Origin of the sequence: Paraburkholderia franconis (genome assembly GCF_009362735.1) — a bacterium.
Classification (GTDB): Bacteria; Pseudomonadota; Gammaproteobacteria; order Burkholderiales; family Burkholderiaceae; genus Paraburkholderia; species Paraburkholderia franconis.
This window is the reverse complement of record NZ_WHNP01000004.1, coordinates 258,486-282,752: the sequence shown is the minus strand read 5'-3', so window position 1 is coordinate 282,752 and position 24,267 is coordinate 258,486. Positions and strand designations below refer to the sequence as shown.

The 24,267-nt window shown below is 62.4% G+C and carries 23 protein-coding genes and 2 pseudogenes; 16 read left to right on the top strand and 9 right to left on the bottom strand.

What is annotated here, in order from left to right; translation table 11 throughout:
• Window positions 1-18 precede the first annotated feature (18 nt).
• The 6 genes from GCT13_RS06315 to GCT13_RS06290 all read left to right on the top strand — a co-directional run bounded on the left by GCT13_RS06315 (window position 19) and on the right by GCT13_RS06290 (window position 6,518).
• Window positions 19-1,170 (top strand): SRPBCC family protein, encoded by a 1,152-nt coding sequence (locus GCT13_RS06315; RefSeq protein WP_193727584.1) that lies wholly within the window; start codon window positions 19-21, stop codon window positions 1,168-1,170.
• Between the two features lie 44 nt (window positions 1,171-1,214).
• On the top strand, window positions 1,215-2,417 hold the full coding sequence (locus GCT13_RS06310) for an ABC transporter ATP-binding protein (protein ID WP_152755991.1): 1,203 nt from the start codon (window positions 1,215-1,217) through the stop codon (window positions 2,415-2,417).
• Between the two features lie 2 nt (window positions 2,418-2,419).
• Window positions 2,420-3,475 (top strand): ABC transporter substrate-binding protein, encoded by a 1,056-nt coding sequence (locus tag GCT13_RS06305; protein ID WP_152755989.1) that lies wholly within the window; start codon window positions 2,420-2,422, stop codon window positions 3,473-3,475.
• Window positions 3,476-3,514: 39 nt separating this feature from the next.
• Window positions 3,515-4,771, top strand: a complete 1,257-nt coding sequence (locus GCT13_RS06300; protein WP_152755987.1) for an ABC transporter permease — start codon at window positions 3,515-3,517, stop codon at window positions 4,769-4,771.
• A gap of 55 nt (window positions 4,772-4,826) precedes the next feature.
• Window positions 4,827-5,654 carry an ABC transporter permease gene (locus GCT13_RS06295; RefSeq protein ID WP_152755985.1) on the top strand — a complete coding sequence of 276 codons (828 nt, stop codon included), beginning with the start codon at window positions 4,827-4,829 and terminating at the stop codon, window positions 5,652-5,654.
• 75 nt (window positions 5,655-5,729) lie between these two features.
• On the top strand, window positions 5,730-6,518 hold the full coding sequence (locus GCT13_RS06290; protein ID WP_152755983.1) for a phosphate/phosphite/phosphonate ABC transporter substrate-binding protein: 789 nt from the start codon (window positions 5,730-5,732) through the stop codon (window positions 6,516-6,518).
• A gap of 28 nt (window positions 6,519-6,546) precedes the next feature.
• On the opposite strand, the gene GCT13_RS06285 is transcribed toward GCT13_RS06290, so the two are convergent.
• The 4 genes from GCT13_RS06285 to GCT13_RS06270 form a co-directional block, all read right to left on the bottom strand.
• A complete protein-coding gene (locus GCT13_RS06285) occupies window positions 6,547-8,559 on the bottom strand; it encodes an acetyl/propionyl/methylcrotonyl-CoA carboxylase subunit alpha (protein ID WP_152755981.1) in 2,013 nt (670 codons plus the stop codon).
• A 67-nt stretch (window positions 8,560-8,626) separates the two neighbouring features.
• On the bottom strand, window positions 8,627-9,412 hold the full coding sequence (locus tag GCT13_RS06280; protein WP_152755978.1) for an enoyl-CoA hydratase/isomerase family protein: 786 nt from the start codon (window positions 9,410-9,412) through the stop codon (window positions 8,627-8,629).
• A 26-nt stretch (window positions 9,413-9,438) separates the two neighbouring features.
• Window positions 9,439-11,046 (bottom strand): carboxyl transferase domain-containing protein, encoded by a 1,608-nt coding sequence (locus tag GCT13_RS06275; RefSeq protein WP_087737046.1) that lies wholly within the window; start codon window positions 11,044-11,046, stop codon window positions 9,439-9,441.
• A 30-nt stretch (window positions 11,047-11,076) separates the two neighbouring features.
• Window positions 11,077-12,258, bottom strand: coding sequence for an isovaleryl-CoA dehydrogenase (locus tag GCT13_RS06270; RefSeq protein WP_152755976.1), 1,182 nt, complete (start codon window positions 12,256-12,258; stop codon window positions 11,077-11,079).
• 309 nt (window positions 12,259-12,567) lie between these two features.
• Between GCT13_RS06270 and GCT13_RS06265 the strand changes: the two genes are divergently transcribed.
• The 3 genes from GCT13_RS06265 to GCT13_RS06260 all read left to right on the top strand — a co-directional run bounded on the left by GCT13_RS06265 (window position 12,568) and on the right by GCT13_RS06260 (window position 14,103).
• Window positions 12,568-13,344: a TetR/AcrR family transcriptional regulator gene (locus tag GCT13_RS06265; protein WP_152755974.1), complete on the top strand. Its 777-nt coding sequence runs from the start codon at window positions 12,568-12,570 to the stop codon at window positions 13,342-13,344.
• A gap of 78 nt (window positions 13,345-13,422) precedes the next feature.
• Window positions 13,423-13,593, top strand: coding sequence for a hypothetical protein (locus tag GCT13_RS48170; RefSeq protein WP_193727583.1), 171 nt, complete (start codon window positions 13,423-13,425; stop codon window positions 13,591-13,593).
• A 108-nt stretch (window positions 13,594-13,701) separates the two neighbouring features.
• Window positions 13,702-14,103 carry a PRC-barrel domain-containing protein gene (locus GCT13_RS06260; RefSeq protein ID WP_321574213.1) on the top strand — a complete coding sequence of 134 codons (402 nt, stop codon included), beginning with the start codon at window positions 13,702-13,704 and terminating at the stop codon, window positions 14,101-14,103.
• Between the two features lie 118 nt (window positions 14,104-14,221).
• On the opposite strand, the gene GCT13_RS06255 is transcribed toward GCT13_RS06260, so the two are convergent.
• Window positions 14,222-14,785 carry a glycine zipper family protein gene (locus tag GCT13_RS06255; protein ID WP_152755972.1) on the bottom strand — a complete coding sequence of 188 codons (564 nt, stop codon included), beginning with the start codon at window positions 14,783-14,785 and terminating at the stop codon, window positions 14,222-14,224.
• 206 nt (window positions 14,786-14,991) lie between these two features.
• On the opposite strand from GCT13_RS06255, the gene GCT13_RS06250 reads away from it, so the two are divergent.
• Window positions 14,992-15,525 carry a MarR family winged helix-turn-helix transcriptional regulator gene (locus GCT13_RS06250; RefSeq protein ID WP_152755970.1) on the top strand — a complete coding sequence of 178 codons (534 nt, stop codon included), beginning with the start codon at window positions 14,992-14,994 and terminating at the stop codon, window positions 15,523-15,525.
• 45 nt (window positions 15,526-15,570) lie between these two features.
• On the opposite strand, the gene GCT13_RS06245 is transcribed toward GCT13_RS06250, so the two are convergent.
• The 3 genes and pseudogenes from GCT13_RS06245 to GCT13_RS06240 form a co-directional block, all read right to left on the bottom strand.
• Window positions 15,571-17,064, bottom strand: coding sequence for an aldehyde dehydrogenase (locus tag GCT13_RS06245; RefSeq protein WP_152755968.1), 1,494 nt, complete (start codon window positions 17,062-17,064; stop codon window positions 15,571-15,573).
• A gap of 52 nt (window positions 17,065-17,116) precedes the next feature.
• Window positions 17,117-17,269, bottom strand: a pseudogene (locus tag GCT13_RS49090) (XRE family transcriptional regulator); the annotation flags it as partial.
• Window positions 17,270-17,391: 122 nt separating this feature from the next.
• Window positions 17,392-17,655, bottom strand: coding sequence for a hypothetical protein (locus GCT13_RS06240; RefSeq protein ID WP_152755966.1), 264 nt, complete (start codon window positions 17,653-17,655; stop codon window positions 17,392-17,394).
• Window positions 17,656-17,674: 19 nt separating this feature from the next.
• On the opposite strand from GCT13_RS06240, the gene GCT13_RS49085 reads away from it, so the two are divergent.
• A complete protein-coding gene (locus tag GCT13_RS49085; RefSeq protein WP_152756134.1) occupies window positions 17,675-17,881 on the top strand; it encodes a hypothetical protein in 207 nt (68 codons plus the stop codon).
• Here the strand turns inward: GCT13_RS49085 and GCT13_RS06230 are convergent.
• Window positions 17,878-18,108: a hypothetical protein gene (locus tag GCT13_RS06230; RefSeq protein ID WP_152755964.1), complete on the bottom strand. Its 231-nt coding sequence runs from the start codon at window positions 18,106-18,108 to the stop codon at window positions 17,878-17,880. The two genes, GCT13_RS49085 and GCT13_RS06230, sit on opposite strands and share 4 nt — an antisense overlap.
• Window positions 18,109-18,204: 96 nt before the next feature.
• Between GCT13_RS06230 and GCT13_RS06225 the strand changes: the two genes are divergently transcribed.
• From GCT13_RS06225 to GCT13_RS50805, 5 genes and pseudogenes are all read left to right on the top strand, one after another.
• Window positions 18,205-18,987, top strand: a complete 783-nt coding sequence (locus GCT13_RS06225) for a gamma-glutamyl-gamma-aminobutyrate hydrolase family protein (RefSeq protein WP_152755962.1) — start codon at window positions 18,205-18,207, stop codon at window positions 18,985-18,987.
• A gap of 35 nt (window positions 18,988-19,022) precedes the next feature.
• Complete coding sequence (locus tag GCT13_RS06220; RefSeq protein ID WP_152755960.1) at window positions 19,023-20,357, top strand: glutamine synthetase family protein; 1,335 nt, start codon at window positions 19,023-19,025, stop codon at window positions 20,355-20,357.
• 60 nt (window positions 20,358-20,417) lie between these two features.
• Complete coding sequence (locus GCT13_RS06215) at window positions 20,418-21,854, top strand: aspartate aminotransferase family protein (protein WP_152755958.1); 1,437 nt, start codon at window positions 20,418-20,420, stop codon at window positions 21,852-21,854.
• A gap of 165 nt (window positions 21,855-22,019) precedes the next feature.
• The gene (locus tag GCT13_RS06210; RefSeq protein WP_152756131.1) at window positions 22,020-23,030 is read left to right on the top strand and encodes a DUF2891 domain-containing protein; all 1,011 of its coding nucleotides are present in this window, start codon (window positions 22,020-22,022) and stop codon (window positions 23,028-23,030) included.
• 135 nt (window positions 23,031-23,165) lie between these two features.
• Window positions 23,166-24,224, top strand: a pseudogene (locus GCT13_RS50805) (porin); the annotation flags it as partial.
• Between the last annotated feature and the right edge of the window lie 43 nt (window positions 24,225-24,267).

Genomic DNA, 24,267 nt, shown 5'->3' with positions numbered 1-24,267 from the left:
CGCTGATACGGAGGCCGCATGGCAGCCATTCCCACTCCGACGACCAATGGGCTCGACGTCGTTCGCAATCTGCGCGAGAACTGTGAGCGCCCCTTCGAGGACGCGCACTCGATGCCTCCCGCGGTCTATACATCGGAGGCGTTTCTCGCACTCGAACGACGTGACGTGTTTCGCAGCGAGTGGCTGTGCATGGGCCGCGCGAGCGCGCTAGCGAACAACGGCGACTATCTGACAGGGACGATAGACGACCAGCCGGTCTTCGTCTTGCGCGATGCGAACGGCGAGCTGCGCGCGTTCTCGAATGTCTGCCTGCACCGGATGTCGGTGCTGCTCGAAGGCCGAGGCAACGTGCGCCGCATCGTCTGTCCGTATCACGCGTGGAATTACACGCTCGACGGCGCACTCGCCGGCGCGCCGCTGATGGATCGCCAGGCGGGCTTCTGCAAGGAACAGTACAGACTGCCTGCGGTACGCTGCGAGACATGGCAAGGCTGGATCTATGTGACGCTCAACGCGGACGCGCCGCCCGTCGACGCGCACCTGGCGGACCTGACGAAGCTGATCGAGCCGTACGGCATGAGCGATTACGTCGAGACCTTCCACGAAGAGCACGTGTGGAACACCAACTGGAAGATCCTCGCGGAAAACTTCATGGAGAGCTATCACCTGCCGATGCTGCATCGCGCCACGGTCGGCCCGCACTCGAAGCTCGAAGAAATGGAATGCCCGCCGGGCCTTCCCGCATTCAACTATCACTGGATCACAAAGGAAGCTTCGCTGCCGATCGGCAATGCGCATCCCGCCAATACGCGCCTGCAAGGCCACTGGCGCCGTACCACCGCGTTGCTGGCGATCTATCCGACGCATCTGATCACGCTGACGCCCGGCTACTTCTGGTATCTGATCCTGCAGCCGCAGGGCGTCGGCCGCGTGCATATCCAGTTTGGCGGCGGCCTCGCGCCGGAATTCATCGACGATCCGAAAGCCGCCGACTACATGGCGACGCTCAAGACACTGCTCGACGAAGTGAACGCCGAAGACCGGCGCGGCGTCGAAGCCGTGTTTCGCGGCGTGCATGCGCCGCTCGCGAAGCCGGGCAATCTGAGCCCTCTCGAGCGGCCGAATTACGACTTCGCGCGCTACCTCGCGGCACGCGTGGGCGCGACGTGACATCGACGCCTCGCATGGATTGCCAACACTCACCCGAGCCCCCCATGTCAAGCCAACCATTCATTTCCTTTGCGGGCGTCAGCAAGTCATACGACGGCCTGCACAGCGTGGTCGAAGGGCTCGACCTCGACGTCGCGCGCGGTGAATTTGTCTCGCTGCTCGGGCCATCGGGTTCGGGCAAGACCACGACGCTGATGATGCTCGCCGGTTTCGAATCGCCGACGCGCGGCGAGATTCGCCTTGCGGGCAAGCGTCTGGACGACAAGCCGCCCCATCGGCGCGACATCGGCATGGTGTTCCAGAACTATGCGCTCTTCCCTCACATGACGATCGCCGAGAACGTGGCGTTCCCGTTGTCCGTGCGCAGGGTGAGCCGCAGCGAGCAGAAGACGCGTGTGATGCGTGTGCTCGACATGGTGGAACTGTCGCATCTGGCGGGACGGCGTCCTGCGCAGCTGTCGGGTGGCCAGCAGCAGCGCGTCGCGCTTGCCCGCGCGCTGGTGTTCGAGCCGAGCGTGGTGCTGATGGACGAGCCGCTCGGCGCGCTCGACAAGCGGCTACGGGAAAACATGCAGTATGAAATCATGAGGCTCCATCGCGAACTGTCGCTCACGATCGTCTATGTGACACACGACCAGAACGAAGCATTGACGATGTCGGACCGCGTCGCCGTGTTCTCCGATGGACGCATCCAGCAGGCCGCGACGCCCACCGAGCTCTACGAAAACGCGGCGAATGCATTCGTGGCCAATTTCGTCGGCGAGAACAATGGACTGACGGGTCGCGTGATTCCGGACAACGGGGAATGGGCCGCGATGCAGCTCGCCGACGGCAACACCGTCTACGGCCGCGCGGGCGCAGGTCTCGCGGTCGGCGACACCGCGATGCTGGCGCTGCGCCCGGAGCGCGCGCACATCGCGGCGACGCCCGACGCCGAGCAGGAAGCGGCGCGGCAGAACATGAACGTCGTGCACGCGCTCGTGGAAGAACTCGTCTATTGCGGCGACCATCATCGCGTTCATCTGAAGCTAGGCCATGGCGAAACCGTGGTCGTCAAGGTACCGAATACGCAGCACCACGATCTGCCCGCGCTAGGCCGTCAGACGGCCGTGACCTGGCACCGCGACGACTGCAAGGTACTGCCCGCAGCCGAAGTTCTGCGCGCCGCCGGACCCTCTGACAGCGCAGCCCGCTCCGCTACTTTCCCTTCCTCGTCCGCCTCGCCACTCATCGCAGGAGTCAACTGAAAATGAAAACCAACATTTCGTTATTCCGGACCACCGTCGCGGCGTGCGCGCTGGGCGTGTTCGCTGCCGCTGCGGCTCACGCGGCCGATACGATTTCTGTCGTCACGTTCGGCGGCGCCTATGAAGCCGCCGCGAAAAAGGCCTGGTTCGAACCGTTCACTGCGAAGACGGGCAACCAGTTCGCAACCGAATCGTACGATGGCGGTCTCGCGAAGCTGCAGGCAATGGAACAGGCGAAGAACCCGACGTGGGATCTGATCGACCTCGAAACCAACGATGCGATCACCGCATGCGACGAAGGCCTGATCGCGAAGTTCGACAGGGCATCGCTTGGCAGCACCAGCGATTTTCTGCCGGGCTCGCTCAGCGATTGCGCCGTCGCGGCGATGGTGTGGTCCACGGTCTATGCGTACGACACCAGCAAGCTGAAAACGGCGCCGTCCAGCATCAACGATTTCTTCGATCTGAAGAAATTCCCCGGCAAGCGCGGCATGCGCAAGTCGCCGAAGGTGGCGATGGAGTGGGCGCTGATCGCCGATGGCGTTGCACCGAAGGACGTCTACAAGACGCTGGGCACGCCCGCCGGCGTCGATCGCGCGTTCAAGAAGCTCGATACGATCAAGTCGAGCATCGTCTGGTGGGAAGCGGGCGCGCAGGCGCCGCAGCTGCTTGCCGACGGCGCGGTCGTGATGACGCAGGCCTACAACGGCCGCATCGACGATGCCGTTCACAAGGACAAGAAGCCGTTCAAGATCGTCTGGGACGCGCAGGTGTACGACTACGAATGGTGGGCCGTGGTCAGCGGCGCGAAACATGCTGACGCGGCTCAGAAATTCATCGTGTCGGCCTCGACGCCACAAGCCTACGCGGACCTGTCGAAGTACATCGCCTACGCGCCGCCGCGCAAGAACGCGATCCCGCTGATCGACAAGGCACGCCTGAACGATCTGCCGACCGCGCCGGAGAACTTCAAGCGTCCGCTGCAAATCGATGCAACGTTCTGGGCCGATAACGCCGATGCCATCAACAAGCGGTTCCAGAACTGGCTGACGCAGTAACGCCAGAGCGCAAAGACGTCATCAGAGAGATTCACGACGATGAACACGCCGCTGCCAACCACTGCTCCCTTTGGCCGCGGCCCGCGTGCCGCGGATCGCGAGTCGTTTCGCGCCGCGCGCCGCAAGGCCGCGATGCGCGCGCTGCTGCTCGCCTTGCCGCTGCTCGTGTTTCTGCTGGTGACGTTCGTCGCGCCGATCGCGAGCCTGCTCGGCCGCAGCGTGCAGAATCCCGAAGTGCGTGACGGCATGCCCGGGCTGAGCGCGGCGCTGGCCGAGTGGAACGGCGCGGGCGTGCCCGGCGAGCCCGCATTTGCCGCGCTTGCGCACGAGCTCAAGCGTGCTGGCGAGAACGGCCAGCTCGGCAACATCGCGCGACGCATGAACTTTTATCAGCCGGAGTTCCGCAGCCTGCTCTTCAAGACGGCGCGCGCCACGCGTTCGCAGACGCCCGCGCAATGGAAGCCTGCTCTGACCGATCTCGACGCGCGCTGGAACGAGCCCGAAACGTGGCGTCTGCTCAAGCGTGCGTCCGTTTCGCCGACACCCGACTATTTGCTGAACGCCGTCGATGCGCAAGTCGCGCCCGATGGTTCAGTGGCGCCCGTCGCAGCCGATAGCGCCATCTACCGCGCCGCCTTCGGACGCACGGTGACGATCAGCGCGACGGTCACGCTGTTGTGCCTGCTCTTCGGCTACCCGGTGGCGTATCTGCTCGCGACATTGCCGGACAAGCAAAGCAACCGCCTGATCCTCTTCGTGATCGTGCCGTTCTGGACTTCGCTGCTCGTGCGTACGACCGCGTGGTATGTGCTGCTGCAACCGGGTGGCGTGATCAACAGCGCGCTGACAAGCGTTGGGCTCGTCAGTCATCCGTTGCCACTCATCTTCAACCGCACCGGTGTGCTGATCGGCATGACGCATATCCTGTTGCCGTACATGATCCTCGCGATCTACTCGGTGATGAAGAATGTGTCGCCCGTGTACATGCGCGCGGCGAAATCGCTCGGGGCGCATCCGGCCGTGGCCTTCGTGCGCGTCTATATCCCGCAGACGCTGCCGGGTGTCGGCGCGGGATGTTTTCTCGTGTTCGTGCTCGCGCTCGGCTATTACATCACCCCCGCGCTGCTGGGCGGTGCCGGCGACGAAATGATCAGCCAGCTCATCGCGTCGCAGACCAACGAGCGACTGAACTGGGGCCTCGCGGGGGCGCTGTCGTGCTACCTGGTCGTCTTTACCGCCGTGTTCTATTTCATCTTCAACAGGCTGGTCGGGATCGACCGCTTGCGCTTCGGCTAGCACGCAGCGAGGCTCGACGCTCACTCGGTAATCGCTCATCGACAGGCAGAATCACATGAAAGACGGACGCACGCGGCTACTTTCGGAACGCATCGCCGGCGCGGGGTTGCGCTTGCATTGCGCGATCATGTTCTTTTTCCTCGTCGCGCCGATCCTTGCGATCGTGCCGCTGTCGTTCAACTCTGGCTCGTTCTTCTCGTACCCGATGCAGGGCTTCTCGCTGCGCTGGTACGCGCAGGCGCTCGGTTCGCCGGACTGGCAACGCGCGTTTGTGAACAGCATCGGCATCGGCACGGCGTCGACGCTGATCGCGACAGTGCTCGGCACGCTTGCCGCGCTCGGCTTGAGCCGCACGCAGTTTCCGTTCCGCTCGATCATCATGCCGATCATCGTGTCGCCGATGATCGTGCCCATCGTGGTCGTCGCGGCAGGCTTCTATCTGGTCTTTTCGCCGCTCGGCCTGGTGAATTCGTATCCCGGCGTCGTGCTTGCGCATGCCGCGCTCGGCACGCCGTTCGTCGTCGTCACGGTGACGGCATCGCTGCTGTCGTTCGACCAGAGCCTGCTTCGCGCCGCGTCGGGACTGGGAGCGCCGCCATGGGTCGCATTCCGCCGCGTCACGCTTCCGCTGATCGCGCCCGCCGTCGCAACGGGAAGCGTGTTCGCGTTCGCGACTTCGTTCGATGAAGTGGTCGTCATTCTGTTCATCGGCGGCCCGGATCAGCGCACCGTGCCACGACAAATGTGGAGCGGCATCCGCGAGCAGATCGATCCGTCGATCCTCGCCGTGGCCACGCTGCTGATGGTGTTCGCAATCGCACTGTTTGCGTGCATGAACTGGTTGCGCAAGCGCGCAGCGGCGGCTAGCCGATCGTTTGCGTGAACTGAACGGTTCATTTCACCCGGACATTAGAGGCGTCGACACATCATCTGCGAATCCCCGTTTAGAATCGCAGGCATGAACGCGATCGCCGCCCTGCCGATGTACAACGTGTCGCCCGCACTCGCGGCCGACTGGCACACGCTGCTCACCGACGTGCTAAAGCACGTCGATCCGACGGCACAGATCGTCGAGCCGAACGATCTGCATGCATTCTGGCGTCAACCCGGCCTGCTTATTTCGCAGACGTGCGGCTATCCCTATGTGCTCGGCTTGCACGAATACGTCCAATTGATCGCGACGCCGCATTTCGACGCGCCCGGCTGCGAAGGCGCGACGTATTCGAGCGTGCTCGTCACTCGCGCGGGCGCACGGTTAGATTCTCTCGACGCATGTCGCGGCGCGCGTGCCGCATATAACGCCACCGATTCGAACAGCGGCTACAACGCGTTGCGGCACGCGGTTGCGCCACTTGCCCGCGATGGTCGATTCTTCGCCGCGACAATGGAGACGGGTTCGCATCTCAGCTCGCTTCGCGCGCTCGCCGACGACCGAGCGGACATCGCCGCGATCGATTGCGTGACGATGGCCTTCGTGCGCGACGCTTATCCGAAGCTCGTGAGTGCGGTGAAGGAAATCGGCTATGCGGGCGCGTCACCGGGCTTGCCGTTGATCGCCTCGAAGAACATATCGATCGAACAGACCGGCGCTTTGCGCGTCGCGCTCGATCACGCCATCGCGACACAGCCCGCGCGTGCGCGATGTCTGCGGCTCAAAGGTTTTTCGGTGTTGCCGCGCGAAGCGTACGACTGCATCGCGCAAATGGAAAACGAGGCGCGCATAGCGAACTACGCGCGCCTCGCATGACGTCGGGCACTTACGCGATACGTGTGCGTTATTCGACGTCGAGCACCAGCAGTTGCGCACCGTCGGCGACCTGATCGCCGACGCCGTACAGCACCTCCGCCACCTTGCCCGCTGCGGGCGCGCCGATCGTGTGCTCCATCTTCATCGCTTCCATCACGAGCAGCGGCTGCCCCTTCTCGACGACAGCGCCCTGCTCGACCAGTACCGCGATCACCTTGCCAGGCATCGGCGCGGTAAGACGTCCTTCGCCGTGCTCGGTATCGGCTGCATGCGCCAGCAGGTTCTGCCATTCGAATGCCAGCGCTTCGCCGCGGCAAAACACATGGAACGTATCGCCGTCGATAAACACACGACCCGTCACGTGCGCATCGCCTATCGTCGCGCCATATTCGTGCTTGCCCGCGCCCGTCCACCACTTGAACGGCTCCGTCTTGCCATCGTGCGTGAGCGTCCGCGACTCGCCGTCGCGCGAGAAAACCGCTGTAAATGCAGACTCTTTTTCGACATCACGCCAGTTGAGCGTCTGCGTATAGCCGCCGTTCAGGCGCCAGTGCGATAGCGCGTCCCACGGCGACGCGCCGTGCGCGAGCCCGCCTTCGCGCATCATCAACGCGCCGCAAGCAAGCGCCAGCGCTTCGCGGAACGGCTGCTGGAAAGACGCAAAAAGCGCATCGTGATGACGCTCGATCAGACCCGTATCGAGGTCGCCCGTCGAGAACGGCACGCTCGTCACGATGCGCTGCAGGAACTCGACGTTCGTATGCGGCCCGACCACTTCGCAGTCGCGCAACGCATGGCTCATGCGCTTCAACGCTTCGTCGCGGCTTGCACCGTGCACGATCAGCTTCGCGATCATCGGGTCGTAGAACGGCGTGATCGTATCGCCTTCACGCACGCCGCTGTCGATACGCACGGGCGCGCGTTCGCCGCCCAGCCCCAATGAGAACTCGACGCCTTCCGGCATGCGCAGATGCTTCAACGTACCCGTCGACGGCAGGAAGCCGCGCGCGGGATGCTCGGCGTAGATACGCGCTTCGATCGCATGGCCTTCGATCTTCAACTGGTCCTGTTCGAGCGGCAGCGGCTCGCCCGCCGCGACACGCAACTGCCATTCGACGAGATCCTGGCCCGTGACCATCTCCGTGACAGGATGCTCGACCTGCAGGCGCGTGTTCATCTCCATGAAGTAGAAGTCGCCGCCCGCCGTCATGATGAACTCGACCGTGCCCGCGCCGACGTAGTTCACCGCGCGCGCCGCCGCGACAGCCGCCTCGCCCATCGCGCGCCGCACATGCGGCTGCAAGCCCGGCGCGGGCGCTTCTTCGAGCACCTTCTGATGGCGGCGCTGCACCGAGCAGTCGCGGTCGAACAGATACACGGCGCCGCCATGCTTGTCCGCGAACACCTGCACCTCGACGTGGCGCGGCCGCGTCAGATACTTTTCGATCAGCACGCGGTCGTTGCCGAAGCTGCTCGCCGCTTCGCGCTTGCACGACGCGAGCGCGGCCGCGAAATCTTCCGTGCGCTCGACGACGCGCATGCCCTTGCCGCCCCCGCCCGCGCTCGCCTTCAACAACACGGGATAGCCGATTTCGTCGGCCTGGCGATGCAGAAGATCGGCGTTCTGATCGTCGCCGTGATAGCCCGGCACGAGCGGCACAGCGGCCGAATGCATCAGCGCCTTCGCGGCAGCCTTCGACCCCATCGCGGCGATCGCTTCGACGGGCGGCCCGATAAATTCGATGCCCGCCTTCTCGCATGCGTGCGCGAAGTCCTCGTTCTCCGACAAGAAGCCGTAGCCGGGATGCACTGCCTGCGCGCCCGTCGCGAGCGCCGCTTCGATGATACGTTTGACGCGCAGATAACTTTCCGCCGCCGTCGATCCGCCGATGTGCACGGCTTCGTCGCACGCGGCAACGTGCTTCGCACTCGCGTCGGCGTCGGAATAGACCGCGACGCTCGTGATGCCGAGCCGCTTGCAGGTCGCGGCGACACGGCAGGCAATTTCGCCCCGGTTCGCTATCAGGATCTTGTTGAACATGAGGTGTCTCGATGGGGTGTTGTTCTGTGTGCGCGTGCCTTCGCGTTCGGCCTCGAATGGCGCGCCGTCACGCGCGCCACGAAGGCGAACGTTTTTCGAGGAACGACGCGACGCCTTCGCGTCCTTCGACGCTCGCGCGGATCTGCGCGATGCGTGCAGCCGTATCTTCGATCAACGCCGCGTTCAGCTCGCGGCCCGCGATGTCCTGAACGAGTTGCTTGCAGGCGTTCACCGCTTGCGGGCCGTTCGCGCACAGCGTCGCTGCGATCTGCTGCACGGTCTCGTCGAGCTTGTCCGCGTTCACGCATTCGCTGACGAGGCCAAGGCGATAGCCCGTCGCGCAGTCGAACTGCTCGGCCGTCGTGAAGTAGCGGCGCGACGCCTGTTCGCCGAGCGCGCGGATCACATACGGCGCGATCGTCGCGGGAATCAGGCCGAGACGCGCTTCGGAGAGACAGAACTTCGCGGTATCGACGGCTACGACGATATCGCACGCCGAAATCAGGCCCATGCCGCCCGCGTACGCGTCGCCGTTCACGCACGCGATCACCGGCTTGTTGCAGCGGTAGATCGACGCGAGCATGTCGGCAAGACGCATCGCATCGGCGCGGTTCTCGTCGTCCGAGTAACCGGCCATCTTCTTCATCCAGTTCAGGTCCGCGCCCGCGCAGAACGCCTTGCCGTTCGCGGCGAGCACGACGGCGCGCACGTCGTCGCGTTCGTTCAGCGCGCGAAATACCGAAGTGATCTCCGCGATCATCGCTTCGTTGAACGCGTTGCGCACGTCGGGGCGATTGAGCGTAACGGTGGCCACCCGGTTATCGAACGCGACGATCAGGTTTTCGTATTGCATGATCCCGGGCTCCTCGAACGATGGCATCACATGCGGAACACGCCGAAACGCGTGTCTTCGATCGGCGCGTTCATCGCCGCCGACAACCCAAGGCCCAGCACGTCGCGCGTTTGCGCGGGGTCGATCACGCCGTCGTCCCACAAGCGCGCGCTCGCGTAATACGGATGGCCCTGATGCTCGTACTGCTCGCGGATCGGCTGCTTGAACGCCTCTTCCTGCTCGGCTGTCCACGTGCCGCCCTTCGCTTCGATGCCGTCGCGCTTCACGGTCGCGAGCACCGATGCCGCCTGCTCGCCGCCCATCACGGAGATGCGCGCATTCGGCCACATCCACAGAAAACGCGGCGAATACGCGCGGCCACACATGCCGTAGTTGCCCGCACCGAACGAGCCGCCGATGATCACCGTGAACTTCGGCACCTTCGCCGTCGCGACGGCCGTCACCATCTTCGCGCCGTTGCGCGCGATGCCTTCGTTCTCGTACTTGCGGCCCACCATGAAGCCCGTGATGTTCTGCAGGAACACGAGCGGTATCTTGCGCTGGCAGCACAGCTCGATGAAGTGCGTGCCCTTCAACGCGGACTCGGAAAACAGAATGCCGTTGTTCGCGACGATGCCGACCGGGTGCCCCCAGATGTGCGCGAAGCCGCACACGAGCGTCGTGCCGTAACGCGCCTTGAATTCGTCGAATGCGGAATCGTCGACGATGCGCGCGATCACTTCGCGGATATCGAAGGGCTTGCGCGTATCGACGGGAATCACGCCGTAAATGCTCTTCACGTCATAGCGTGGCGGCTTCGGCTCCTGCATCGTGACGGGCACGTCCTTGCGCCGGTTCAGATTGCCGACGATGCTGCGCGCAATCGCCAGCGCGTGCGCATCGTTTTGCGCAAGATGATCGGCGACGCCCGACAGCCGCGTATGCACGTCGCCGCCGCCGAGATCTTCCGCGCTGACCTCCTCGCCCGTCGCCGCTTTGACCAAAGGCGGGCCGCCCAGAAAGATCGTGCCTTGATTCTTGACGATGATCGACTCGTCGCTCATCGCGGGCACATACGCGCCGCCCGCCGTGCACGAGCCCATCACGACGGCGATCTGCGGAATGCCTTGCGCGGAAAGGTTCGCCTGGTTGTAGAAGATGCGGCCGAAGTGATCGCGATCGGGGAACACGTCGTCCTGATTCGGCAGATTCGCGCCGCCCGAATCGACGAGATACACGCACGGCAAGCGGTTTTCCTGAGCGATCTCCTGTGCGCGCACGTGCTTCTTCACCGTGACGGGATAGTAGGTGCCGCCCTTCACGGTCGCGTCGTTGCAGACGATCACGCACTCCTGGCCCGCGATGCGGCCAATGCCCGTGATGACGCCCGCGCCCGGCGCATCGTCGTGATACATGCCGAACGCCGCAAGCTGCGACAGTTCGAGGAACGGCGTGCCCGGATCGAGCAGTTGCGCGATGCGATCGCGCGGCAGCAGCTTGCCGCGCGACACGTGCTTGTCGCGCGCGGCGGGACCGCCGCCCAACGCGAGCTTGCTGATCTTCGCCTTCAGGTCTTCGACGAGCGCTTCGAGCGCGGCCGCGTTCGTGCGGAAATCGTCGGAGCGCGGATTCAACTTCGATTCGATGATCGGCATCGCGTTGTTCTCCTTTTCGATGCGCGTGCTTTACATCGTTTCCGCGAACAGTTCGCGGCCGATCAACATGCGTCGGATTTCACTCGTGCCCGCGCCGATTTCATAGAGCTTCGCATCGCGCCACAGACGTCCGACGGGATACTCGTTGATGTAGCCATTGCCGCCGAGAATCTGGATCGCTTCGCCTGCCATCCACGTGGCCTTTTCAGCCGTGTAAAGAATGACGCCCGCGCAGTCCTTGCGCACCTGGCGCACGTGCCCCGAGCCGAGCGTGTCGAGCTGACGGCCGACCGCATACAGATACGCGCGGCACGCCTGCAATGTGGTGTACAGATCGGCGACCTTGCCTTGAATGAGCTGGAACTCGCCGATCGACTGGCCGAACTGCTTGCGGTCGTGAATGTACGGCACGACGGCATCCATCACCGCCAACATGATGCCCGTCGGGCCGCCCGCGAGCACTGCACGTTCGTAGTCGAGGCCGCTCATCAGCACCTTCACGCCACCGTTCAGTTCGCCGAGGATGTTCTCTTCCGGCACTTCGACGTTCTCGAACACCAGTTCGCCCGTGTGCGAGCCGCGCATGCCGAGCTTGTCGAGCTTCTGCGCAACGGAAAAACCCTTCATGCCCTTCTCGACGATGAACGCGGTAATGCCGCGCGGACCGGCTTCGATGTCGGTCTTCGCATAGACGACGAGCGTGTCGCAATCCGGCCCGTTCGTGATCCACATCTTCGTGCCGTTCAGCACATAACGGTCGCCCTTTTTCTCCGCGCGCAGCTTCATGCTGACCACATCCGAGCCCGCGTTCGGCTCGCTCATCGCAAGCGCGCCAACGTGTTCGCCCGACACCAGCTTCGGCAGGTACTTCTGCCTTTGCGCTTCGTTGCCATTGCGGTGGATCTGGTTCACGCACAGGTTCGAGTGCGCGCCATAAGAAAGACCCACCGATGCCGACGCCCGTGAAATCTCCTCCATCGCGACCATATGCGCCGTGTAGCCCATGTTCGCGCCGCCGTACTCTTCGGAGACGGTCATGCCCAGCACGCCCAGATCGCCGAACTTCTTCCACAGGTCCATCGGGAATTGATCGGTGCGGTCGATTTCGCCCGCGCGTGGCGCGATTTCCTTCGCCGAAAATGACGCGACGCTGTCGCGCAGCATCTCGATCTCTTCACCAAGCGGGAACTGCAAACCGGGCAGGTTACTCATTTGTGTGTCTCCAGGAGTTCATCGTGCGCGGACCATGCGCAGGGTACGGCGCCGCGTCGCATCAACCGTTTATTCTGAGCGGGACTCAGCCAGCTCTTCGGGCCGCGCAGCCGGTGTGATGGCCGATGAGTCCGGAATAACCGGCGCGCGACAGCATAGACCGCATTTCACTCCAGATTTACGTAAGCGTCAATCGGTATTTTTGAGTGTTACTCAAATTCGTTAAGCGCGCGCTGAACCCCTATTTGCCGTGGTAGTATCGGCCACAACGGGGCTTTCCTGCCCTGAAATCTGAACTGGACTCATACGATGGGCGTAGCAAGGGCCGAAGTGCCGGGATCGCGCCGCCAGCCGGCGGGACGCAAATCGCAGCAGCGCGTGAAGGAAATTCTTCAGGCGGGCCGCGACGTGTTCTCCGAAAAGGGTTACGAGCGCGCGACCACGGCGGAAATCGCGCAACGGCTCGGCATTTCCGAAGCCACCGTGTTCAGCTACTTTCGCGGCAAACGCGAACTGTGTGCGCGCGTGATCGGCGACTGGTACGACGAGATCATCGAGGCCATCGAGTCGGGCCTGCCTCGCGACGGCAGCATCCGTCAGCAGTTCGCGTTCATCGTCCGCACGCATTTGCGGCTGATGCTGGTCAACGGGACCGGCTTATGCGCGCTCGTGCTGTCCGAGGGGCGCACGCGCCAGCACGAGCTCAGCGAGGAACTGACGGGCTTGCAACGGCGCTACACCGCGCCACTGATGCGTGTGCTCTCGCAGGGTCAGCAAACCGGCCAGATCCGCTCGGACGTGCCGCTGCGCCTGTTGCGCTCACTGGTGTTCGGTCCAATGGAGCATGTGCTGTGGGATGCGACGCTCGGCAATCGCCGCACCGATATCGATGCGACGGCCGACCGCCTGATCGACGTGCTGTGGTCAGCGCTGCAACCGCCCGATGCATCGCTCAGCGCGCTCGTGCAATTCCGCCAGGAAGTGGGCGAAGCGGCGCGCCGGCTCGCGGAAGCCGAGGCCGCGCAAAAGCTCGCAAAACCACGCGAGCCGGCGACCGCCGCCGCGAAAAACAGCGAGAACGCGTAGATCGCACGCGAGCGCCCGGCCGGGAGCGCTACTTGCTGGCAACGCCTATGCCAGCAATGAACGCAAGGAGGGCCGGCCATGCGCACGAAGCCCAGCCGAGGCGACAACCCGATCCGCCACGATCAGTCCGATTTGCCCCCGCCCGGGACCGTCAAAACCGATTTGCCCAATGTCGGTCCGCCGCAGGACCCGGACGCTCCACCACTCGATCCCGACGTCAACCCCGATTACGAGGACGACAAGCCGTAGGGTCGGCACCGGTCATCAAAAACATCGAATGATGACGGCCATCATCGTGCAGGGGATCAGAGCGACGCGCGCCAAAAGCGCCAACTATGGTCGACAGGGAGGACCATCGTGCAACACGCATTCAATCGAACATGCCGGATCGGCCTCGCCAGTCTGCTGGCCGCGCTCGTCTCGACATCGGCGCTCGCGCAAGGGGCGCAGCAGTCGATCACCGAGCGCCACACCGAGGTCATGCAGACGGGTACCGGTTTTCGCGCATCGAAGCTCTCGGGCGCGACTGTCTATAACCGCGACAAGGACAAGATCGGCATCATCGACGATCTGGTCGTCTCGCCGTCCGATCACACTGCGTTCGCGATTCTTTCGGTGGGCGGTTTTCTCGGCATGGGCAAGCACTATGTCGCCGTGCCGCTCAGCGATCTGCAGATCAACAGCAAGCAGGTGACGATGCCGGACGCGACGAAGTCGTCGCTTGAGGCGCTGCCCGAGTTCAAATACGCGCCGGACTGACGGGCTTTCATCGCTTTCATCGCGCGGCAAGAGACCGCGCGGATATGTGCACGCTGCACATATCTGGACAAAAAACGCGAGCGCCGTGACGACGCTCGCGTCTTTCGCTCACGCCCGATCAGTAATAAGGATACGGTGAGTAGACCACGCCCGGCGGGCCGTAGTAGTAGGGACGCGGTGCGTAATAGACGGGCGGCGCCGAGTAGTACGCGGGCGCGGGCGGTTGCGCGATCGTGTTGCCCTTCGCCACCATGCACTGCGCGTAGGCGGCGTCATAGCGCGCCTGCAAGCCGTAAGCCGAATACGACGCGCTATTCGCGCCTGTCGCGCCGCCGAGCAGCAAGCCACTGCCCGCGCCGATCGCCGCGCCCGCGCCCGCATTGCCCGCCGCCGCGCCGAACAGCGCGCCGACTGCGGCGCCCCCGAGCGTGCCGACGGCCGCGCTGTTCACCGAATTGTGCGTCGCCGCCTGCGATGCGCCGTTCGCATCGGTGCTGCGGAACGCGTAGTCCCGGCACGCGTAATCTTCCTGCTGGAACTGCTCGAGTGGCTCGCCCCTGCGCGGCAGCGCGACCACGCTCGGACCGCTGGGCGGCGCAACCGCGCAACCGCCCAACGCCAGCATCGTTCCGACGACGAGCGCCGGCACGGCAAGCTTTCTCGTGATCTGTGTTCTGTTCATCTTCGTCGACACGCCATATGTAAATCCAGAGTCCAATATAAGAACAATAGTCGAAGCGACTCGCGGATGAGTTACGAATCCGTTACTGGATATTTCCGCGCAATTCACTGAAAACCGCAAAAAAGGGTCAGCCCGATTCGCGTTGAATCCGTGCGCCGTTATGTGCATCATGCACATATGCACATTGCACATATCGAGGTGGCGTCATGGTTCAGCGCACGGCAAACCTGCTCGGCGTGCTCGCCGTTCTGGTGAACGACGATCTGAGCTCGCCATCCTCGCTGCCCGCGCTCGCCGGACCGACGGCACGCGCGATGCTCAATGCCATCGGCCAGTATCCCGATTCGTCGATCGAAGTGCTGCGCGAAGCCGTCGCGCTTTCGCACCCTGCCGCCGTGCGCGCAGTCGCCGGGCTCGTCGACGCGGGCCTCGTCGAAAAGAAGGCAGGCAGCGACAAACGCTCGGTCGCGTTGGCTTTGACGCCTTCGGGGCGTCGCGAAGCCAGCCGCTTGCGTACGGCGCGCGGACGCCTGCTGGAGCGCATCGTCGGACGGCTCGACCAGGACGAGCGCGCCGTCTTCGAAGACTTGCTGATCAAGCTACTCTGGAACGAGACACGCGACGCATCACACGCGATGCAACTCTGCCGCTTCTGCGACAACAAGCCGTGCCTGAAGGCCGGCTGCCCCGTCGAATGCCGCGAGCAAGGCATGCCGATGCCGGGGCGCAGCGCGTCATGAGCGCGCCTGCGTCCGGCCCGGTACCCGTAACCGCGCGCAGGTCACTCAACGCAGGCGCACAAGCGTCGATTTCAACTCCGTGTACTTTTCCAGCGCATGCAGCGACTTGTCGCGGCCATTGCCCGATTGCCTGTAGCCGCCGAACGGAAAGTTCATGTCGCCGCCCTCGTCATAGCAGTTGACCCAGACGGTGCCTGCGCGCAAACGCCGCGCGACTTCGTGCGCAGTCGTCAGGTTTGCCGTCCACACGGCTGCGGCGAGGCCGTAGTCGCTGTCGTTGGCGATCTTCACGGCTTCATCGATCGAATCGAACGTGATCACCGACAGCACCGGCCCGAAAATCTCTTCACGCGCGATTTTCGCGTTGTGTTGCGATACGTCGAAAACAGTCGGCTCGATATAGAAACCGCCGCTTTCCTGCTGCACGCGCGAACCGCCATGCAGCAGTTTCGCTTCGGCGCGCCCTGCTTCGATATAGGCGAGCACGCGATCCAGTTGAAGCTGATCGACGATCGCGCCCATCGATGTATTCGGATCGAGCGGATTGCCCGGTATATAGCCGCGCGCTGCCTCGACGAGCTTGTCGAGAAACACGTCCTTGATGTCGCGATGCACGAGTAGCCGCGAACCCGCCGTGCACATCTCGCCCATGTTGTAGAAGATCGCGCCCGCCGCCGTCTTTGCCGCGCGATCGAGATCCGGGCAATCGGGCAGCACGATGTTCGGCGACTTGCCGCCCAGTTCCAGCCATACGCGCTTCAGATTCGATTGCCCGGCGTATTGCATGATCAGCTTGCCGACATTCGTCGAACCCGTGAACGCAAGGCAATCGACATCGCGATGCAGCGCAAGCAGCTTGCCCGCCTCTCCACCGCCTGGCACCACGTTGAATACGCCCGCAGGAATACCCGCTTCGAGCGCGAGTTGCGCGACGCGGATCGCCGACAGCGGCGACTTCTCCGATGGCTTCAGCACGACGCTGTTGCCCGCCGCGAGCGCGGGTCCGAATTTCCACGACGCCATCAGGATCGGGAAATTCCATGGCACGACGGCTGCGACGACACCCAGCGGCTCGCGCGTCACGAGTCCGACGAGATGATGATCCGCGGGCACCACTTCGCCGCCCACCTTGTCGATTGCTTCAGCAAACCATTCGACGCAATACACTGCACCCGGCACATCGACTGAGGTCGTGTCGCCGATCGGCTTGCCTGCATCCAGCGTTTCTAGCAACGCAAGCTCGTCGAGATGTTCGCGCATCAGCGCAGCCCATTTGAGCAGCTTCGCCTTACGCTGACGCGGATTGAGACCGGACCACACTCCTCCCTCGAACGCGCGGCGCGCGGCGCTCACGGCCGCATTCACCTCGGCTTCGCCGCAATCGGCGACCTGAGCGAGTACCTTGCCGTCGATGGGACTCACACAGTCGAACGTGCGCCCGCTCTCAGCCGGCCGATATTCGCCGCCGATAAACGCGCGGCCTTCGATTGCAAGCGCCGCGGCCTTTTCCTGCCAGTAAGCCAATGTTGTCTTGTCCATCAGGATGCCTCAATGTCATACAAGTGACGCAAAGCGTCAGCCTTGCGGGTTCGCCGTGGTTCGGCATTTCTGCGCAGCGTGAGACGGCTGCGCACTCCGCTTCGATTTCAAATGTGAGGAATTCCGCTGCGCTCAGCGAAATACATGCTCGCAGCTTCTTCAATGAGCTGACAGAAGGACTCACGTAATTCTGTTCGATGAGCGAGAACTGTGCGAGAACAGCGGTTCGAATAGCACACACGTGTATTGAATATACTCGTCACTTTAAATCGACTGCCGCCGGGGAAAACCCTGCAAAAAATCGACGCTTCTATATACCTGCCGCATTCAAATGCCGATTTGAATGCCGATAGATCGCTCAGGGTAAGCCCGCATAAATTGACGAAAAGGCTTTTCCGGCATTTGCGACTCGTATATGCTAATGACAGGTTGATGTTCTCTCGTTCGGTTATCCAATGCGCTGAGCAATTCGAGCAGCGGCATAACGATAAACAATGTATTTTGAATGACAACCTCGCGTCCCGTTTTCTTTTTATTGATGCGTTTTTCGAGCGGGGCGTTCAATACTTCAACGTGCCAGTCGAGTGTCATCGTGAGAGTCCGAGGCCCTTTGGTAAGGTGGGATCGTAGTCAGTTCGCGAGGTGTCTTCGCGATGACAACGCCATCGCCGACGGCAGCAACGGCAGGCTTGCGTTTCGCCGCTTTCTGTCCGTCTCGACGATCCTGTCGCGCCGTTCCGTCCGACGTCATAACTCCATTTCAGCGCGTGCCTTCATCGCGGTGCACACCGACGGTGTCGCATCGCTCTTGCCCTAGCGCCTCTCCATCTTCCACTGTCGGGCCCGCTCGCGGGTCAATGCTTCGCGCGCATCATTGCGCCGCGTCTTCGGTTGCGCTCGCCCCTGCGCCAGGAACGCGCCGCTGCACGCCCGCTGTCGCACGAAGCGGAGCAAACCGGACAGCGTATCTGATCGCAACGCGCGGCGCGATCCGCTGACGATCGTCACCATCAAGCGCCCTTGAAGCGGCTTTGCATTGCGCATGGCTGCGGAATCGTGCCGCGCACACGCAGCCACATACACAGTCGCATCTGGCAGCGCGTGTCGTGTTAGTGCAGCAATCAACGAATACGATTAGTCATGCGAAATAAACCATTGGTCGGCATCATCGCCGACAGAACGATGAGAGGTGCGCATCCGTCGCATGTGGTCGGCGAGAAGTACATCGCGGCTGTGATAGACAGCGCGCACGCGCTGGCTATATTGCTGCCCGCACTGGGCGAACGTCAGACGCCCGAAGACGTGCTCACGCACGTCGACGGCCTGCTGTTTACCGGCAGCTATTCGAACGTCGAGCCACATCGCTACGGCGGTCACGCGAGCGCGCCAGGCACGCTGCACGACCCCGCACGCGACGCAACGACGCTGCCGCTGATGCGCGCCGCCATCGACGCGGGTGTTCCCGTTCTCGCAATTTGCCGTGGCTTTCAGGAAATGAATGTCGTATTCGGCGGGACGTTGCATCAAAGCGTTCACACGGTGGACGGCTACGACGACCATCGTGAGAACAAGGAAGACGACCTCGACGTGCAGTACGGACCTTCGCATGCGCTGCGTCTCGTGCAAGGCGGGCTGTTGCAGAAGCTCGCTGGCGGCGCAAGCGAAGCGCACGTCAATTCGCTGCACGGACAAGGCGTCGAGCGGCTCGGCAATGGTCTCACGGTCGAAGCTCACGCGCCGGACGGTTTGATCGAGGCGATCAGCGTCGCGAATGCGCGTGCTTTCGCGCTGGGAGTGCAATGGCATCCGGAATGGAAGCATGCGAACGATGCGCTATCGACCGCGATCTTCCGCGCGTTTGGTGCAGCGTGCCGCGATCGAATGCGCATGAGGACGGGATCGGCTGCGAGCGCGCACGTCTGATCCCCATCTCGCGCAACAAAACAGAGAGAACGAACATGCAAGACATTGATGAATTTCTGAAGAAACATCACATCACCGAAATCGAAGCGATCATTCCCGATATGGCGGGCATTGCGCGCGGCAAGATCATTCCGCGCAGCAAGTTCGAATTGGGAGAATCGATGCGGCTGCCCCAGGCCGTGATGATCCAGACCGTGACGGGCGAGTATCCCGACGACGGCTCGCTCACGGGCGTCACCGATCCCGATATGGTATGTGTGCCCGATCCTTCGACGATCCGCATCATCCCGTGGGCCGTCGATCCCACTGCGCAGGTGATTCACGACTGCGTGCATTTCGACGGCACGCCCGTCGCGATCTCGCCGCGTCGCGTACTGCGCCGCGTGCTCGATCTCTACAAGGCCAGGGGCTGGAAGCCCGTCGTCGCGCCGGAGCTGGAGTTCTATCTGGTCGACATGAACAAGGATCCCGACCTGCCTTTGCAGCCTCCCGTCGGGCGCACGGGACGCGCCGAGACGGGACGCCAGGCTTATTCGATCGAAGCTGTCAACGAATTCGATCCGCTTTTTGAAGACATCTACGAGTACTGCGATATTCAGGAACTGGAAGTCGACACGCTGATTCACGAAGTGGGTGCCGCGCAAATGGAAATCAACTTCCTGCATGGCGACCCGCTCAATCTCGCGGACCGCGTGTTTCTCTTCAAGCGCACCGTGCGCGAAGCGGCGCTGCGTCATCACATGTACGCGACGTTCATGGCGAAGCCGATGGAGGGTGAACCCGGCTCGGCGATGCACGTGCATCAAAGCATCGTCGATGAAGAGACGGGCCAGAACCTCTTTACCGGCAGCGACGGCAAGCCGACCGCGCTGTTCAACCAGTACCTCGCGGGACTGCAGAAGTACACGCCCGCGCTGATGCCGATCTTCGCGCCGTACATCAACTCGTATCGCCGGCTGTCGCGCTTCATGGCCGCACCGATCAATGTGCAATGGGGTTACGACAACCGCACGGTCGGATTCCGGATTCCACATTCGAGTCCGCAAGCGCGCCGTATCGAGAATCGCATTCCGGGTGTCGACTGCAATCCGTATCTCGCGATTGCGGGCACGCTCGCTGCCGGCTACCTCGGCATCACGCAGCATCTGACGCCCACAGAGCCACTCTCGAGCAACGGCTACCAGTTGCCGTACCAGTTGCCTCGCAATCTTGAAGAAGGGCTCACGCTGATGGCCGCATGCGAGCCGCTTGCCGAAATCATGGGCGAGCAGTTCGTCAAGGCGTATCTCACGCTAAAGGAAACCGAATACGAAGCGTTTTTCCGCGTGATCAGTTCGTGGGAACGCAAGCATTTGCTGCTGCACGTCTGAGCCGCAATTCATCGAAGTACTCGGAATGCGACGTGCAAGCACAAGACAACTGGAGTCAACATGAGCTACAGAACAGAAGAAATCACTTACGTGCAACCCGCGCAGCCGGCCGCAAGGGCCAATGCATCGCGACAGCAGCGCAGTACGGCGGAATATCGCGCGCTCGATGCCGCGCATCACATTCATCCGTTCTCGGATATGGGCGCGTTGAATCGCGCAGGCAGCCGCGTGATCGTGAAGGCCGAAGGCGTCTATCTGTGGGACTCCGACGGCAACAAGATCATCGACGGCATGGCGGGACTGTGGTGCGTGAACGTCGGCTATGGCCGCAAGGAACTCGCGGACGCAGCCTATCGACAATTGCAGGAACTGCCCTTCTACAACACGTTCTTCAAGACGACGCATCCGCCTGTGATTGAATTGTCGGCGTTGCTTGCCGAACTGACGCCCGCGCCGTTCAATCACTTCTTCTATTGCAACAGCGGCTCGGAAGGCAACGACACGGTGCTGCGCATCGTCCATCGATATTGGGCCACGCAAGGCCAGAAGCAGAAGAAGTTCGTCATCTCGCGCAAGAACGGCTATCACGGCTCGACGATCGCGGGCGGCACGCTCGGTGGCATGGGCTACATGCATGAGCAAATGCCGTCGCAGGTCGAGCACATCGTCCATATCGACCAGCCATACTGGTTCGGCGAAGGCGGCGACATGACACCGGGAGAATTCGGCCTCGAACGCGCACGACAACTCGAAACGGAAATTCTCGAACTGGGCCCCGAGAACGTCGCGGCGTTTATCGGCGAGCCGTTCCAGGGAGCAGGCGGCGTGATTTTCCCGCCGTCTACGTATTGGCCTGAAATTCAGCGTATCTGCCGCAAGTACGACGTGCTGCTCGTCGCCGATGAAGTGATCGGCGGATTTGGCCGCACGGGCGAATGGTTCGCGCATCTGCATTTCGGCTTCGAGCCCGATCTGATCACGATGGCCAAGGGCTTGACTAGCGGTTATGTGCCGATGGGCGCTGTCGGCCTGCATGATCGCATCGCCAAGGCAATCATCGAGAACGGCGAATTCAATCACGGCCTCACGTATTCGGGGCATCCCGTCGCCGCTGCCGTTGCCGTCGCGAATCTGAAACTGCTGCGCGATGAAAAGATTGTCGAGCGCGTGAAGAACGAAACGGGTCCGTACTTTCAGCAGTTGCTGCGCGAAACGTTCGCCGATCATCCCATCGTCGGCGAAGTGGCGGGCGCAGGTCTCGTCGCAGGCATTCAGCTCGCGCAGAACCCGAAGACCAGAAAGCGCTTCGAAAACGGCGGCGACGTCGGCATGATCTGCCGCGACTTCTGCTTCAACGGCAATCTGATCATGCGCGCAACGGGCGACCGCATGCTGCTCTCGCCGCCGCTCGTCATCACGAAGGGCGAGATCGACGAGCTCGTATCGAAGGCGAAAAATGCCATCGATGCAACCGCGCGGCAATTGGGACTGTCGTAACAGTACTCACCTCACGCGCGAACAACGCGTCTCGCACATGACAGAAAGGGGGCGATAGGGGCAGAATGTGCTCCTCGCCTTCAACACGATGTTCGGCCCGTGCATGCCCGAGCAAACGGATTGAAGGCTTACCGTAACCTCTATGTCCGTTATGACGAGGCGTCGATGAATGCCGTGCTCACATCTGAAATCGCATCGAAATTCGCTGGTCTCGCGCTTGCTCATCTGACGCGCGAATATCCGAACAAGCTCACGCACTCGCTCGCCGGTCCGCAGGACGTGCAAGGTCCGCGCGCGCTGCATCCCATCTTCTATGGCAGCTATGACTGGCATTCATGCGTGCATGGCTACTGGTTGCTCTTGCATCTGCTCGAACGCTTCCCCGAGTTGCCCGAAGCGCCGCAAATCATTGCCGTCGTCGATGAGCACTTCACTGAAGAAAACGTTGCTGGCGAACGTGCCTATCTCGATCTGCTGCATAACCGCGGTTTCGAGCGGCCCTATGGCTGGGCATGGCTGCTTGCGCTGTCGGGCCAGGCCGCATCGCTGAAGCTGCCGCAAGCCGAACGCTGGTCGAAGACGATCGAACCGCTAACGGAGGCATTCGTCGAGCGCTTCGAAGAGTTCTTGCCGAAGGCGACTTATCCGCTGCGCGTCGGTACGCATTTCAACACGGCATTTGCACTGGCGCTCACGCTCGAATTCGCACATCGCACGCAACGCGATTCGCTGGCAACGCTGATCGTCGAAACTGCAAAGCGCTGGTATCTGAACGATGCAGGTTGCCAGGCGTGGGAGCCGTCGGGCGACGAGTTCCTGTCGCCTTCGCTGATGGAAGCGGAGTTGATGCGGCGCGTGTTGCCGCCCGCCGGGTTCGACGGATGGTTCACGCGCTTTCTGCCCGATCTCGCACAGCGCCAACCCGCGATCCTGTTCGTGCCCGCCACCGTCACCGACCGCAGCGACGGCAAGATCGCGCATCTGGACGGCTTGAATCTGAGCCGCGCGTGGTGCCAGCGATCGCTTGCGCGCGCGCTGCCGAACGACGATCCGCGCCGCGCGGTGCTGTTCGAAGCCGCTGACATACATCTGGAAAGCGCGCAGCAGCACGTCGCCGGCGATTATATGGGCGAGCATTGGCTTGCCACTTTCGCGACGCTTGCGCTCGAAGCTTGATCACTGCTTCAGCATCGCAGTGAGATGAAAATGGCCGGTGTATCGCACCGGCCATTTGCTTTTCAACTGTCGGACCTGTCTTTGAAGACGAGCGCGAAGTCCCTTCTGGCGTGACGCCCGCGCGCCGCATGTCGAATGCGGGGAATCGTTCTCCACCACCGCGCTCAAACCGCGAATGCGATTCTGATGGTGGGCCATGTTTCCATATATAAAAAATGCGCAGTTGAGTATGTCAAGCAAGGCTTTACGGCGATCAAGTTCGATCCCGCCAGTCCTTACACGGCGTATTGCGGACATCAGCTTAGTCTCGACTTGATGGAATCGTCAGAGACGTTTTGCCGGCGCCTTCGCGAAGCAGTCGGCAACCAGTGCGATCTGATCTTCGGCACGCACGGCCAGATGACGCCGTCGGCTGCCATTCGACTCGCCCGACATATCGAGCCCTATGACCCGTTGTGGTTTAAAGAGCCCGTCCCGCCCGGACAGTCGGAAGCGATGGCGCGCGTCGCGCAGAAAACCCGCATTCCCGTTGCAGCAGGCGAACGGTTGACGACCAAGTACGAGTTCTTCGATCTGCTTCGCAACAACTCGGCATCGATCCTGCAAATGAACCTTGGGCGTGTCGGCGGCATTCTCGAAGCAAAGAAGATTGCGAGCATGGCCGAGGTCTATTACGCGCAAATTGCGCCTCACCTCTACAACGGCCCGATTGGCGCGGCCCGCCAGTATCCAGCTGGGCGTGGCGTCGCCGAATTTCCTCATTCGGGAAAGCATCATGCGACGTTCCTCGGCCAACCGGCGATAAGCGTTGATCCCGCCTCCGGCACGATCACCGACCTCTATGCGAACACGCCGTTCCCCGTCGACGGGCAGGCAACGTTCGGCATCGGTTCGAGTTACAGGATCGGTACCGTCACGCTGATGGGCAATTTCTCTTATACGACGATCAAGGGCGTCGGCGAGACTTCGCACATGAAGGTAGCGGAAGGCGGTGCGAACTGGCAGGTGACGCCCGCCTTCAGCGCGATCGCCGGATACCAGTACACGAACTTCGAACGTCACCACTGGAACCAGGGCTCGCTCGGGTTGCACTACCTGCTCTCGAAGCGGACTGACGTGTACATCTCGGGCGATTACCTCAAGGCATCCGAAGGAGTGAACGCAGTGATCGGTTATAGCTTCACACCGTCGACGCGATCATGCCTGCGCGAAGGGCTGAAGAGCCGCGCTTATAGCA